The organism is Sorangium sp. So ce590, from assembly GCF_051521365.1.
Taxonomy (GTDB): domain Bacteria; phylum Myxococcota_A; class Polyangia; order Polyangiales; family Polyangiaceae; genus Sorangium.
In genome coordinates, this window is the sequence record NZ_CP150346.1 from 8,724,362 (window position 1) to 8,739,462 (window position 15,101).

A 15,101-nucleotide genomic window follows, 5' to 3' on the forward strand; every position below is an offset into this window, starting at 1 on the left:
ATGGCAATCATTACATGGATACAAGGGCCTACGCAAGCTTAGTTAAATGTATTGTCGATCAGTAATCAATCAAACGTTCGCGAATGCCATGAGCGGAGTTCAACGATGATTCATGCAGAATTCGTGGATCAACTCGAATCATCGTTATCGGGTCGCCCGGGTCGCCCGGGTCGCGCCGCGCCGTGACGAACCCATAGGTGATCACGGGCTTGCTGGAAAAATGCGCCACGCGCCTCGCTCCCGGTCAGGAGGGCGGAGACCGTCGTTTTTTTCGGGGAGCTTCTGGCGCCGTGGCTTGCAGAGCGAATTAAGGTCGAGGCAGTGACGTATCGATTCCAATCTACTGGAGCAGCACGAGCACTCCACTGTCAATCATATCCGCGCGTTGGCGCGGCTGGCGAGCGACTCCGACAAGATGAGCTGATGTAATCACCATCCCCCGCCCCCATCGATCATCGAAGCTCGCGGGCGAGGAGCAGGACGCCGGGACAGAGCCCTGGATCGAGTGCGGCCCCGCTCGACGCCGGAGCCGCCGGCGAGGCGTCACCCCACAGGCACGCGGCCGCTGCCGATGTCCTCGCTCTCGGCGCATCTCCGGCTCGGAGGCGCGACCAGCGAAGGACCGCCCCCTTCGCCAGCTCACCACCCCCACGTCGGATTCTTGCTCCGCACGGCAAATGCCGCGCATCCGTCGCGCCAGCGAGAACCGAACCAGCCCGGGGTTCCGCTGCACGTCGGGCGTGACGTCGGCGAGTCGGATCAACTACAAGGGGCGCTGGAGGCTACCCCCATGTCCATCACGTTCTATTACTCTCCGATGTCCAGCGCCGGGCGCATCCGCCTGTCGCTCTCCGAGCTCGACCTCCCCCACGAGGTCGTCCGGGTCGACCTGCGCGCCGGAGACCAGAAGAAGCCGGAGTTCCTCGCCCTCAATCCCAATGGCAAGGTGCCGGCCCTCGTGATCGACGGCACCCCGATGTTCGAGTCGGTGGCGATCCAGATCGCCCTCGGCGAGCGCTACGGCGTCCAGAAGGGCCTGTGGCCGGCCCCCGGCTCGCCCGAGCAGCTCACGGCCCTGACCTGGCTCGTCTGGGGCCAGGTCAGCCTCGCCGCCGCCCTGTTCCGCTACATGGCGAACACGAGCGAGTATTTCCAGGAGGAGCTGCGCGACGAGAAGCAAGCCGAGCAGGCCCTGACCGAGACGCGCGGCCTGCTCCGCATCCTCGATGGCCACCTCGCCGGCCGCCCGTACATCACCGGCGAGCGCTGTACCCTGGCGGATCTCGACCTCGCGTCCGTGCTCGGCTGGGGCCTCCCGGCGGCGAAGATCGACTTCTCCGAGCAGAAGCACCTGCAGGGCTGGCTCGGCCGCGTCATGGAGCGACCGGCCGTCAAGGCGGCGATGGTCGAGACCTGAGCCCGAGGGCGCCCCGCTCGCCGAGCGGGCGAGGCGCCCCCTCCCCTGCACCGGCCGCACCGGCCGCACCGGCCGCACCGGCCGCACCGGCCGCACCGCCTGCGCCGCCAGGACCGACTGTCATCCAGCGCTGTCGGCGCGCTGTCGGGCCCCGCGCCCGGGCGCCCTTGCGCGCGCCCGACCCATGCTAGAACTCGGCCGCAATGACGGTCCTCCAGGTCGCCGACCTCAGCTTCGGTTACGGCGCCGACAAGCTCTTCCAGGGCATCACCTTTTCCCTGGAGCCAGGCCAGCGCGCCGCGCTCGTCGCCCCCAACGGCGCGGGCAAGTCGACGCTGCTCCGCCTCGTCGCCCGCGAGCTCACCCCCGATACGGGCTCGGTCGTGATCCGCAAGGGGATCCGGGTCGCCTACTTCCGGCAGTCGCACGAGCTCCACGCCGCGGGCACGGTGCTCGAGGCCTTCCTCTCCGGGTTCTCCGAGGTCCTCGAGCTGCGCCACGCCCTCACCGCGGCGCAGCACGACGCCGCCAGCGGCAGCGAGGCCGACCTCGCCCGGCTCAGCGACCTCACCGATCGCTACCACATCGTCGGCGGCGACGACCTCGAGCGCCGCGTCGAGATCATCGCGGCCCACCTCGGGTTCTCGCCCGCCGACATGGATCGGCCGGTCGAGAGCCTGTCCGGCGGCGAGCGCGGGCGCCTGCAGCTCGGCGTCGTGCTCGCCATCGAGCCCGACCTCCTCCTGCTCGACGAACCCACGAACCACCTCGACATCGAGACCATCACCTGGCTGGAGAAGCACCTCGCGGGCCTCGGCGGCGCGCTCCTCTGCGTCTCGCACGACCGCGCCTTCCTCGACGCCGTCTGCCCGAACACGATGGAGCTCGGGCAGCGCAGCTTCCGGGTCTATCCGCTCAAGTACAGCGACTACGCGGTCGCCCGCGAGGAGGACCTCGCCCGGGAGCGGGAGCTCGCCGAGCGGCAGGAGGCGTTCGTCGCCAAGACCGAGGACTTCATCCGGCGCAACATCGCCGGCCAGAAGACGAAGCAGGCGCAGAGCCGGCGCAAGATGCTCGACAAGCTCGAGACCGTCGACCGGCCCGAGGACGTCTGGGCGGTCGCCGAGAAGGTCCGGTTCCGGTTCGCGCCCGCCCCGCGCAGCGGGGACATCGTGCTCGACGCGCGCGGGCTCGGCGCCTCCCGCGGCGGCCGCACGCTCTTCTCCGGCGTGGACCTCCTCCTCCGGCGCGGCGACCGCGTCGGCGTCGTCGGCCCCAACGGGACCGGCAAGTCGACGCTGCTCAAGCTGCTCGCCGGCGCGGGCGGGCCCGAGGACGCGGGCGACGTGCGGCGCGGGACGAACCTCTGCCAGGGCTACTTCGACCAGCACCTCGGCTCGCTCGATCCGTCGAAGACCGCGGTCGAGGAGATCCGCAGCGTCCGCGCCGACATGAACGTCGACGCGACGCGCCAGTACCTCTCGCGCTTCCGCTTCTACGGGGACGACGCGCTCCGGAAGGTGCAGGGCTTCTCGGGCGGCGAGCGGAGCCGGCTCGCGCTGGCGAAGCTGCTGCTCGAGCCGCGCAACCTGCTCTTCCTCGACGAGCCGACGAACCACCTCGACATCCCCGCCGCCGAGATCCTCGAGGAGGCGCTCACGGGCTTCGAGGGCACGGTGCTGCTCGTCTCGCACGACCGGCGGTTCCTGGAGCAGGTGACGACGCGCACCGTCGCCGTGCGCGAGGGGCGCGTGGACATCTATCCCGGCGGCTTCCGCGACTACCGCGACAACGTCGAGAAGCTCGCGGCCGAGGCGGCGGCGCGCGAGGCGGAGGAGCGCGCGGCGGCGCGCGCGGCGGCCGGAGGCGGGCGCGGGGCGCAGCGGGGCGCGAGCGGGCCCGCGCCCGCGCCGCGCGAGGAGCCGGCGAGGGGCGCCGCGGCCGACAAGGGCGCGAAGCCGGCCCGCGCGGTGCGGCGGAGCGGCGCCACGATGCCGCCGCCGGACGCGGGGAGCGCCGGGGACACGGGGGACGCGGCGGCGCGCCGGCGGGCGTTCGAGAGCGACAAGGCGGCGGCGCGGGCCACGGAGCGCAAGCGCAAGCGGGTGAAGGAGCTCGAGGCGGAGATCGCGGCCGGCGAGGCGAAGCTCGCCGAGATGCGCGAGACGCTGAAGAAGGACCCGGGCGGCGACTGGGCGAAGCTCGCGGCGGCGGCGCGCGAGGAGCAGGCGCTCGCGAAGCGCGTCGACGCGGCGATGGCGGAGTGGATGGCGCTCAGCGAGGAGCTCGGGGCCTCGGCGACGACGGCGGGAGGCGAGGTGTGAGGCGGGCGGCGGGCGGCGGGCGCGGGGCGCGGGGCACGAGCGGCGTGCGCGGCGCGTGCGTCGCGTGGACGGCCGGCGCCCGGCTCGCGGCGGTTCTGCTGGCGATCGCCGCGGCGGCGCTCGCGCCGGCGTGCAAGGAACAGCGCGACGACGGCACCGCCCCGGCGCAGACCTCCGCCGAGCTGCCGCCGCTCGAGCTGCGCGACGAGACGGCGAACCTGATGCTCACGTGGGTCGACGAGAAGGGCGATACGCACGTCGAGCTCCACCCGGCCGACGTGCCCGCCGAGGGCCGGTCGATGGTGCGCGCCATGCTCTCGGACCGGACGGAGGGCACGCGCGACGTGTTCTACGTCGCGGATCTGACGCAGAAGCGCCCGGACGGCACGTATGCGGTCCGCACGATGCCGCGGCGGGAATGGGAGTCGCTGCTGGAGAAGCGGCGCGCCGAGCACATCGCGAAGACGGCGCCCCCGCCCGCGGCGGCGCCGGGCCCCGGCGGCTCCGCGGGCGCGCCGGCGGCGCCGAGCCAGCTCGGCGGGGTCACGGTGATCATCTACGGCGCGTCGTGGTGCAAGCCGTGCCACCAAGCCGCGGACTACCTGCGCGCGAAGGGCGTCGCCGCGGTCGTCAAGGACATCGAGGAGGACCCTGCCGCGGCCGCCGAGATGCAGGACAAGCTCGCGAAGAGCCACCAGCGCGGGGGCAGCATCCCGATCATCGACGTGCGGGGGCAGATCCTCGTCGGGTACAGCCCGGGCGCCCTCGACCAGGCGCTCGCGCGGGCGGCGCGCGGGACGACGCTCTGAGGCGGCGGGGAGCGGGGCGGCCGGAGATCCGGGGGGCTGCGGGGGCCGCCGGCTCGAGGGCCGCGCGGCGCAGGCCCCCGGACCTGCGATCCCGGGGGCGACTTTGATCTGAGGCTCGGCGCGACACCATCCGTCGGGCGTCGCCTCGATCAAGCGCCTGCACCGGTCCGCCGAGCGCGTCGAAGCGCACGGCGCTCACGTTGCTGTTCGGGTCCGTGAGCTGCCACGGGGCGAGGACGCGGTAGTCGGGGACCGCTTCCACGACATTGCTCAGCAGATCCGTCACCTGCGTCACGAGCAGGCAATGCGCGTCATAGACCACCTGCGACGTGTTGCCGAACGGGTCGACGAACGCCGTCGGCAAGTAGAAGTGAGCCGCCGAGGGCACCGCCCGCCCCGAGGACACCCAATAGTCCGGATCGTCCGGGAGCTGGAGATAGCCCCCCTCCGCGAGCATGGCGCTCGTGACGCGGGTCCCGAACACGGACGTGATCAGCGAAGGCGTGAGGACCTTGGCGAAGCTCTCGTGAACGAGCGCCCTGCCCCCGATCTCGCCGAACGGCAGCGGCCCCGTGAGGTCGTCGCGCCAGTACGTCGTGCGCGCGTGCTGCAAGAGGCGCTTCTGCGAGGAGCCGTCCGGCGTGCCGTCGTAATCGAGGTGCGCCGCGGCGTCCGCGGCGTCGAGGACCACCTGGAACGCGAGCACCCCCTCCTGGCCGAGCGGCAGGCCGTGCAGCTCGTAGGTCCGGGTCTCGGTCGGGACCCCGATCCGATAAGCACCCTCCTGGTCCGGGATCAGGTGCACCACCTCGTGCTCCGTCAGCGTCGCCTTCCCCTCCGCCTGCTCGGGGAACGCCGTCCACGCCGCCCGGCGCCGGTATCCGATCTGCGCAGAGCGCTTGACCACGCCGTGCTCGACCTCCAGCGTGAGCGCGTGCGCCACGCGCGGATCGCTCTCGCTGCGCTCGTAATGGTGCTCGAGCGCCTCGCGCGGATGGGCGAAGAACACGCCATGCGCGTCGCCCACCGCGGGCTGGAGACGCTCCATCGCGTAGCTGTGCTCGGTGACGAGGTACGGACGCGGTTCCTCCGCCGAGCCGTCGAGCGCATAGACCTCCTGGCGAAGGGCGCGCCCCTTGAGCGCGCGGCACGCCTCGCGCATCTCGCCTGCGCGCAGCCCCTTCGGAAGAAGAGTATCGTCCAGGCGGATCGCGTCCACATCGCCGGCATAATACTCGCTCTCGTACTGCCGGGAGATCGTGCCCCTTTCGAACCAGGCGCCGGTATGGAACCACGTCTTCGCGCGCACGGGCGGCAGGTGCAGCTCGGGATCGGCGTTGGCCGGCGGCGGCGTGAAGCCCGCACCGCTGAAGGCCGAAAAGGACTCGGTGTCGAGCTGCTCGACCATGCCGAAGCCACGCATCTCTCGCTCCACGCCGTCGTAGTCGCCGTGATGGTACGCGTACGTGGTGACGAAGCGGTGCCGCGAGACCGCGTCGAATACCTCGACGCGCTCGAGGACGTGCACGACGAACGGGAGCTTCGTCACCCAGGGGCGGCCGGCCGCCCGGTCGGCGAGGTAGAACTTCGTCGAAGGCGCATACGCGAGCCGCGTCTCGAGCCCGAGGTTGTTCTTTACCGAGGTCAAGAGATAGGGCTTCTTGCCGCCGAGCAGGTCGATGTACCGCAGCGGCGCCGTGCTCGCCCCGGGCAGCGGGCTCGACCACACCAGGCAGCCTGTCCCGGTGCCGAGCAGATCGAGCGCGGCGACGCTGGACAGCGAGCTCTGATCGGGCAGCCGCGGCAGGACAACCGGCGCGCCGAGCCCGTTGCCGGCCTGGTTCTCGTAGATGCGCGCCCCCTCGCGGTGGATGTAGAGGATGTCCGTGGTGCCCGACCCGTCGAGGTCGGCGAGCCGGATGCGCCGCGGATCGAACTGGTCCGGCTCGTCGAACCAGGGCGCCCGGGCCATCTCCACCTTCGCCCCGAAGCGCCCGGCGCGTAGGTAAAAGAAGCCGGATCGCTGCGCGAAGAAGTGTGGCGCGGCGAATCGAAGTGGCGGGACCGCGAGCGTCGCGACGCGTCGTTCATGGGTCGAAAGAGCGGGCCCCGCGTGGCGCAGAGCGTGCAAGAGCGTGAAGAGCGTGCCAAGGGGCGCATCGGCGTGCCGCGGGCACACATCGCCCTCCGGGAGTTGGTCTGGCCCGGGATGTTCTTGCGGCTACGCGGCGTCCCCGAGCGCCTTGCGGCGCAGGACGGTGCTCTTCAACGCTCGGGGCTCCGGGTCGCCTACGGTGCCCTGCGCCCCGAACCCCCAGCAGGGCGGCCGCCGCGTCGGCGCTGGGTGAGCGGCCTGGAACGTCGGTCGGCTCACCGAGCGCGGTGAGGAAGCGGGCGATGTTGCTCGGCTCGGTGATCCTGGCGACGAGCTTCATCCTGCCCTTGCAGGCCGGGCACTCTGAGGACATCGAGCGCCAACGTGCGGCGCAGAAGCTCGGCGCGGGTCGTCGACCGCCCGGTCGCCGCCCCGCTTGCGTCTGGGAGCGGGCTCGTCGTCCGCCTTCGCGGGCTGTTGCGGCTTCGCAGGGCGCGGTCCGATCAGCTTGCGCGCCAACGTGGGCGGCTAGCAGACGCGAGCCCCCCCGCGTACTTGACCGTGTGAAACCGCGGCGGCGCGCTTCAGCCGAACCCGGAGTCCCTGAACCGGAGGAGATCGTATCCGAATATCGCGGTCGGGACCATCAGCGAGCTTGAGCGCAATGTCATCAATCAGCTCGTTCGTCAGCAACCGAGAGGAGCAGCCAGGTCGCCGTCGAGCTTTCACTCATCCTTGCTCTCCCACCCCTCAGCTCGCTTCTTAAGAAGCGCTGCTCGTAGCCCCCGGACGGTGGCGTCGGGTGGTGGGTCGAAGCCCTGCTTAAGCTCGACCCTGCTATCACCAACGGGAAACTGCTCGATCGCCTCTGCAAAACCTTTTCTGTGCTCGGCAGGAATCCGCGCAAGATACTCCTCTGGATCCGCTCCTTCGGCTCGTATCAAGAGACAATAGTAGAATTCAAGTCGGCCAAGCAGGCCGTCATCGTAGGCCCTCAGCAACGCATCGAAATCGAGTTCTCGACCAAGCTTACTCATCGCTTCTGCCTCATGGCTTGAACTGTCTTGTCGGCAACGTCCCATGCCTGATCATGGAGATTTCCTTTGATGCCGGGATTGATTAGCTGTCCCAGCCTCTGAGCGCTGATCCTTCCATCGGCAGCTTCTTCAAACAGACTCCGTAGCGAGTTTAGTTCATGCATCTCGTGCGCGAGAACAGCCACAGCGTGCTCATCACTTTCCAGTACCTCAGGCCTGATTCTGACTGCCACTTGTCCGAATCGGTTCTGCAGTGATTCCCATGTAAAGGACTGCCCAGGCCGCACCTCCTTCAGAACCAGGTAGGATGCATCTGCCCCTTCAGGAACAGCTGTGGACGTGACCTTGATGGCGATATCATCAGGAATATCGACTCCATGCGATCTCGCGAGCTCGATTGCCTCCTCGACGGTTCTCGGGCCTGTGGCATTCTTGGCGTAGGGTGCCATGGCTGGGGACTGGGCGGTTCCCCGGACAGCGCCCACGTGTGAGGCGACTGCTCCCAGGTTTGTCGCGCGATGCAACGATGCGACCGCGCTGACGACCGTCACTCCCCCGGAAATGGCATCCACAGTCAGGCCCGTAAGGTTTACAATTGACGTCCCTGGCGCGATGTCTCGCGAAAAATTCGCCACGCCTATTGAAGCTCCAGTGTTGAGCATTCGGAGCGCATCGAGACCCACTGGCGCACCATCTGGCGGAGTCTGATTAGATCGTATGAATGAGCTAGGCACATTGATGAAAAATGGGAGCACCGGCGTCTTGTCGGAGAGCTCGCCCTTCGCACTCGCCGAACTCGGTCGATGGCGCTTTTCTGGAGCAGATCTAGCCCTCGCTGCAACTTCCGCATCGGCGCGCTGCGCATTCACCTCTTGCTGACTTGCGGGCAAGAAGCCCAGCCGAACGGAATTGACGGCATTGACGCGCTGAAGCGCCTCTAGCGCAAGTGGGTCGTGCTCGTCGCTCTCATTTCCGTTTCGATCTACAAAACGTACGGGATTATCTTTGGTGTAGGCATAAAGCCCAGGCCCATCCACCAGTCCCGCCGGATCCGCGCTCGTCCACCTCCCGAGCCAGGGCGCGTAGTACCGCGCCCCGTGATAGTAGAGCCCCGTCTCCTCGTCCTTCTCCTTGCCCGTGTAGCGATACCTCTTCGCGCTGACCTCCACCCCGCTGCGCGCCGACCAGTACGCCGTGGTCCCGTAGGGATGGTACTCCTCGTAACCGATCACCAGCCCCGCCCCGTCGACCTCCAGCGACGCCGACCCGAGGTGGTTGTCCAGCTGATAGCGCACCCGCGGCGTCACCGTGAACGGCCCCGAGGTGTCCACCGTCTTGGTCTCCACCATCGCCACCCGCCGCGCGCCATCCATCACGTGCAGCGTCTGCCGCTCCAGCACCAACCCAGACGCGCTGCGCCTGCGGTACACCTCGTAGCCGCCGAGGTAGATGCGCTCGTCCACGAGCCCGTTGTGCTCCCAGACTTTGCGCACGCGCTGCCCCGCAGCGTCGTAGTCGTAATAGACATCGCCGCCGCCGCCGAGATCCGTGCTCCGCACCTGGTCGTTCTCGTCCCAGGTCAGCGCCGTGATGTGCGGCATCGACGTCATGTTGCCGTGCGCGTCATGCGCATAGGTGCTGAACGGCCCGTGCTCCGGGTCCCCGGTCGTTCTCGTCAGCCGGTTGTTCACCGTCTCGTCGTATGCATACCACCGCGTCCAGCTTCCCGTGCCCGCCTGGTGCACCATCCTCAGCAGGTTGCCTACCGCGTCGTAGACGTACTGCTCCGTATAGTTCCTCAGCGCCTGCGCGTTGTTCGGGTGCGGCAGCGACTGAATCGGCAGGTCGTTCTGGTCGCGCGGCGCATCCGACAGCCCGCCCGCGTGCTCCCGCCCCGTCGCCTGGATCAGCCGGTAGACCGCGTCATACACGTACTGCGCGCTCGGCGACACCACATCGTCGTTGAAGAACACCGTCTGCTGCGCGCTGTCCCCGATCGCCACGATGTTGCCGACCGGGTCGTACACGTACGTGAGGTTCTGCAGCACCGCGCTGTCCGAGCTCCGCGTCGTCTTCAGCCGCGAGAGCCGGAACGTCAGCGGATCGTACGTGTACGCCGTGGAGGTGCCATTGCCATAATCGATCCGCTCGCGCTGCCCCTTCGCGTCGTAGTCGATGTCGTCGACGAACGTCGTCCACGCCACCGCGCCTCGAACCCGCGCCTCGACCCGCTCCAGCAGCCCCGCCTCGTTGTACGTCGGCTTGACCTCGCTCGCGTCCGGCGCCGTCACGCTCGTCGGCCGGTTCAGCGCATCGTACGCCGTCTGCGTACCGAAGCTCTCCACCTCCAGCAGCGGCTCGGCCGCCGTCGCGATGGCGGACACATCCGTCAGCCCCGCCAGCACCGACCAGTCGGCGTCCGCATGCACATCGCTGCGCAGCCGGCGCGACGCCTGCAACAGGTTGCCCTTGAAGTCGTACGCCTGGCTCGTCACCACGCCCGCGCCATCATACACCTGGTACGCCCTGCCGCGCAGGTTCAGCGTCGTCGCCTGCGGGTGGGCTTCGCCGTGGACATAGCGTCGCACGAGCCGCTCGCTACCCGAGCCCAGCTGCACGTGCTCGTGCGTCGGCCGGCGCAGCCCATCGTACGACGAGCGGTAGACGAATCCTCGCCCGTTCCAGGCGCGCAGCCGCTGCCCCGTCGCGCCCGCCAGCATCCACCGCTCGCCGCCGTCGTTGCTCTTCTGATAGAGCAGTTGCCCGCCCAGCCCGAAGCGATGCTGCATCGCCTCGTTGCCGCGCGCGTCGGTGATCAGGAGCGGCCGCCCCTCGATATCGAGCGTCGTCTGGGTGATGTACTGCCCCTCGGCCCCGTTGTCTGCCACCGCGCGGAACACCCGCCCGAGCGCGTCCAGGTGGCTCACCGCCGCCGTACCCGCGTGGGCCGCGGCCAGATCCGCCGCACGGCGCTCCGAGTCGCCCTGGGGCAGCGCCTGCCGCGCCGCGTACCACGAGCTCTCCAGCACCGTGTCGTTCGGATCGTGTGACGTCTGCTTCCACGCATCGAACACCACCCGGGAGAACGTGCCATTCGGCAGGTCGGTCCGGATGAGCCGGCCGAGCGGATCGTACCGCAGGATCGGCGTGACCCCCCACTCCACGAGCTCCGCTTCGTCCTCGTACTCCTCCTTCGCGCTGAAGAACGGCTCGTACTGCTTGACCGGATTGCCCTTGTTGTCCACCACCGTGCGCCCGGTGCCGACCCAGCGCGACGTCGCGTGCGAAAAGACCAGGTCGCCCTGCGTGTCGTGCACCAGCGCGCCGTTCGCGTCGCGCTCGGGCGCGAGCCCCGGCTCCGCCTTCACCTTGCGCAGCACCTCGTTGCCCGAGCCGTCCGAGTAGCTGTACGTGTCCAGCCAGCGCGGGTTGCCCGCGCCGTGCTGCTCACGGGCGCGGACGTGCACCACGTTGGGCTTGCCGGTGCTCTGGAATTGCTCGAGATCGTACTCGAATGTCACGGTCGGGTCGTTGGGCGTGTCGCCCTCGCCGGCCCCCGGCTTGCCCATCACCGCCAACAGCGTGACCCTACCCAGCGCGTCGAAGCGCACCTCGCTCTCGTTGCCGTTCGCGTCCGTGAGCCGCGCGGGGGCGAGGACGCGGTAGTCGGGGACGGCTTCCACGACGTTGTTCAGCGGATCCGTCATCTCCGTCACGAGCAGGCAATGCGCATCATAGACCACCTGCGACGTGTTGCCGAACGGGTCGACGAACGCCGTCGGCAAGTAGAAGTGGGCCGCCGAAGGCACCGCCCGCCCCGAGGACACCCAGGTGTCCGCATCGCCCGAGAGCTGGACATAGCCCCCCTCCTCGAGCATGCCGCTCGTGACGCGGGAGCCGAACACGGACGTGATCAGCGAGGGGGTGAGGATCTTGGCAAAGCTCTCGTACGGCAACGCCCTGCTGCCGACCTCGCCGAACGGCAGCGGCCCCGTGAGATCGTCGCTCCAGTACCTCGCGCGCGTGTGCTGCAACAGGCGCTTCTCGAAAGACCCGCTCGGCGTGCCGTCGTAAGCGAGGTCCATCGCCTCGTCCGCCGCGTCGAGGACCGTTTGGAACGCGAGCACCGCCTCCGAGCCGAGCGGCAGGCCGTGCAGCTCGTAGGTCCGGCTCCCGGTCGGGACCCCGATCCGATAAGCACCTTCCTCATCCGGGATCAGGTGCACCACCTCGTGCTCCGTCAGCGTCGCCTTCCCCTGCTCCTGCTCGGGGAACTCCGCCCACGCCGCCCGCCGGCGATACCCGATCTGCGCCGTCCGCTTGACCGCGCCGTGTTCGTCGACCTTCAGCGTGAGCGCGTGCGCGACGCGCGGATCGCTCTCGTTGCGCTCGTAATGGTACTCCAGCGCCTCGCGCGGATGGGCGAAGAACACGGCGTGTGCACCGCCCACCGCGGGCTGGAGCCGCCGCATCGCGTAGCTGTGCTCGGTGACGACGTACGGATGCGGCTCCTCCGCCGACCCGTCGAGCGCATACACCTCCTGGCGAAGGGGCCGCCCCTTGAGCGCCCGGCACGCCTCGCGCATCTCGACCGCGCGGAGCTCCTCGCGAAGCACCGTATCCTCCAGACGGACCGCGCCCGCGTCGCCGGCGTAATACTCGCTCTCGTACTGCGCCGAGATCTTCGCCCCCTCGGTCCACGCGCCGGTATGGAACCACGTCTTCGTCAGCACCGGCGGCAGGTGCAGCTCGGGATCGGCGTTGGCCGCGGGCGGCGCGAAGCCGGCCCCGCTGAACGCCGAGAACGACTCGGTGTCCCGCTGCTCGACCATGCCGAAGCCGCGCATCTCCCGCTCCACCCCGTCGTAGTCCCCGTGGTGGTAAGCATACGTCGTCACGAAGCGGTGCCGCGAGACAGCGTCGAACACCTCGACGCGCTCGATGACGTGCACCACGAACGGCAGCCGCGTCCCCCACGGGCGGGCCGCGGCCATATCGGCCAGGTAGAACTTCGTCGACGGCGCGTACGTCACCGTCGTGGTTCTGCCGAGGTTGTTGGCGACCGACGTCAACAGGTGCGGCTTCACGCTCCCGAGCAGATCGATGTAGCGCATCCGCGGGCGCGCCCCGGGCAGCGACGAGGTCCAGACCAGGCACCCGGTCCCGGAGCCGAGCAGATCGATCACGTCGACCGCCGCGAGCTCGCTCACGTCCGGCAGCTGTGGCAAGATCACCGGCGAAGCAAACGTATTTCCCGCGTTGTTCGCATACAAGCGCACGCCGTCCGCGTGCAGGTAAACGACGTCGGTCGTGCCCGAGCCGTCCACGTCGGCGAGGCGGATGCGCTTCGGCTCGAAGCGGCCCTCGTGGTCGAACCGCATGCTGCCGCTCATCTGCACCTTGGCACCGAAGCGGCAATGGCCGAGGTTGGGCCAGTAACAGACGTTGCCGTTCCGGATCCGCACGAGATCGACCAGCCCATCGCCGCTCATGTCGGCCAGGAAGATGCTCTGCGCCGCGTCGGCGAAGACGAGCGACGGCCCGCGCTCCTCGTCGCTCGGGCGCGTGATCGTGGTCGGCCGGTCGAAGCCGCCCTTGGCGAGCGACGGATACCAGGTGAACGTGTCCGGCCCCGTGATGAGGATGTCCTCATGACCGTCGCCGTTGAGATCGATGAGGCGGACGTTCGGGTCACTCCAGTCGACGTTCGGCTGCGATGCGAACGGCCGGAACGCCGCCCAGCCCGCGTCCGTGCGGTCGAAGTAGCCCGACACCGGCCGCTCGAACACCACCATCTCCTTGCGCCCGTCTCCGTCGATGTCGAGCAGCTGCCCACCGCCCAGGACCGCCGGCCGCGACGGGAGCGGCCGCGCCGGGGACAGAAGGCCCGCGCCGAGGTTCTGCTTGTAATAGAGCGCCTCGCCCTCCTCGATCAGGATGCCGGGGAGCGCCTCGCCATCGAGATCGACCCACCGCCGCCCGGACCCCATCGTGCCGCCGGGCAGGTCGCGAAGACTTTCGAGATCGAGCGACTTCACCTCGCGGTGAATCACCGGCTCGTTGTACGTCAGCGCGATGGGCGGCAGCGCCTCGCGGCTGTACGCCTGGGTCTGCGGATCGCGGAGATATCCCGCCTGCGTCGCGGCGGCGAGGCGCGTGAGGTGAGGGCCCGGCACGTACGTGAGATCGAGCGACCGCACGAGACACGGGGTCTCGCCGAGCTCGGTCATGCGATGGAACATCAGCACGCGACGGCAGAGCCGGTACGTACGGATCTCGAACCCGGCGCGGTACACCGAGAACGGGTCCTGGCGGACCGGCCACGGAACGCTCTCCGCAGGCGTAGGCGCCACCCCCTCGTGCTCACCGTAATCGAAGACGACCTCGAACAGGCTGCTCTCCGCGTCGCCCGGCACGGTGTTCCCGTAGCGGACGCGCTTGAGGTAGCGGTTCGCGACGGCCGCGCGGCCCGCGTGGCGGTGGCTCTCCGCGGCCTCGTCGCGCGCCACGCCGGTCAAATCCTCCGCCTTGTAGTCGTAGACGACGACATTGCCCTTGTCGTCCCGCGTCTCCTCCAAAAGCCACGAGAAGATGCGCTCCGGCCTCGCCGGGTCGGCGATCCGCGCATGCTCGCTCCTCCCGTACACGCTCGTTATGTTGTCCGGCGTCGTCGCCGTCCAGTACACGTTCCCGCTCGCCTTGACCTCGCGGCGCTCGATCCGCGCAAACGCCCCCTCCACGCGGGGACGGTAGCGGATCACCCGCTCGCTCTCCGTCTCATACCGGTCGAGCTCCGCGCCGTCGATCGAGCGGGCCGCCACCAGATCCTCCGCGCCGGACAGGACGAACACATCGCTCGCGTGCGCGTCGTCGTAACGGGGAAGGCCCTTGTCGGTCTTTCGCGTGATGCGCGGGATCGACAGCTGCCAGCCCACGCCGAACGGGCCGTTGCCAGACCCGGAATCGTACGTCACCGCGAGCCCTGGCCCGAACCCGGCGCGGCCGGGGCTCACCGGCAGCGGGATCGAGAACGACCCCGCGCCCGTCACCGGGTTCGCGGAGAACTTCTCATCCACCCCGCGGATCGCGCCGCCGCCCTTCGGCAGCGCGGGCGCCGGCAGTTCCAGCGCCTTGGGCGCGCCGGGGAGGCCCTTCGGAGCCTCGGTGTCTTTACCGGACCCCTCCCGGCCGAGGGGCGCGGGGTCTCGGCTCTTGCCGCGGGCTCCGGCATCCGGCGCGGCCGGCGATGCGTTCGGAGCAGCGGTGGCTGCGTTCTTGGGCTCACGAGCGTTCATCCGTCTCCCTCTTCCCTTGGCAATGGGCGGCCCGCGCGCCCGGAGCGACTCGCTCCGGCACGACGGCGTCGGCCGCCGAGTCCGTGAGCGGCGCGGGGGCGCGCGCCGCTCACGGACGATTCCA

7 protein-coding genes are annotated in these 15,101 nt (G+C 69.4%); 3 read left to right on the top strand and 4 right to left on the bottom strand.

Annotation, left to right across the window (positions count from 1 at the left end; genetic code table 11):
* Positions 1–58 precede the first annotated feature (58 nt).
* Positions 59–229, bottom strand: a complete 171-nt coding sequence (locus tag WMF28_RS32875; protein WP_437597391.1) for a hypothetical protein — start codon at positions 227–229, stop codon at positions 59–61.
* A 561-nt stretch (positions 230–790) separates the two neighbouring features.
* Here WMF28_RS32875 and WMF28_RS32880 point away from each other — a divergent pair.
* The 3 genes from WMF28_RS32880 to WMF28_RS32890 all read left to right on the top strand — a co-directional run bounded on the left by WMF28_RS32880 (position 791) and on the right by WMF28_RS32890 (position 4,550).
* A complete protein-coding gene (locus WMF28_RS32880) occupies positions 791–1,417 on the top strand; it encodes a glutathione S-transferase family protein (protein WP_437597392.1) in 627 nt (208 codons plus the stop codon).
* A gap of 203 nt (positions 1,418–1,620) precedes the next feature.
* Positions 1,621–3,741 (top strand): ATP-binding cassette domain-containing protein, encoded by a 2,121-nt coding sequence (locus WMF28_RS32885; protein WP_437597394.1) that lies wholly within the window; start codon positions 1,621–1,623, stop codon positions 3,739–3,741.
* Complete coding sequence (locus tag WMF28_RS32890; protein ID WP_437597395.1) at positions 3,738–4,550, top strand: glutaredoxin family protein; 813 nt, start codon at positions 3,738–3,740, stop codon at positions 4,548–4,550. Before WMF28_RS32885 ends, WMF28_RS32890 begins: the two co-directional genes overlap by 4 nt.
* Here WMF28_RS32890 and WMF28_RS32895 read toward each other — a convergent pair.
* From WMF28_RS32895 to WMF28_RS32905, 3 genes are all read right to left on the bottom strand, one after another.
* Positions 4,459–6,522, bottom strand: a complete 2,064-nt coding sequence (locus WMF28_RS32895) for a toxin TcdB middle/N-terminal domain-containing protein (RefSeq protein ID WP_437597396.1) — start codon at positions 6,520–6,522, stop codon at positions 4,459–4,461. The two genes, WMF28_RS32890 and WMF28_RS32895, sit on opposite strands and share 92 nt — an antisense overlap.
* 848 nt (positions 6,523–7,370) lie before the next feature.
* Positions 7,371–7,682, bottom strand: coding sequence for a hypothetical protein (locus WMF28_RS32900; RefSeq protein ID WP_437597397.1), 312 nt, complete (start codon positions 7,680–7,682; stop codon positions 7,371–7,373).
* Positions 7,679–14,977 carry a SpvB/TcaC N-terminal domain-containing protein gene (locus WMF28_RS32905; protein WP_437597398.1) on the bottom strand — a complete coding sequence of 2,433 codons (7,299 nt, stop codon included), beginning with the start codon at positions 14,975–14,977 and terminating at the stop codon, positions 7,679–7,681. The genes WMF28_RS32900 and WMF28_RS32905 overlap by 4 nt, the downstream gene beginning before the upstream one ends.
* Positions 14,978–15,101: the final 124 nt, after the last annotated feature.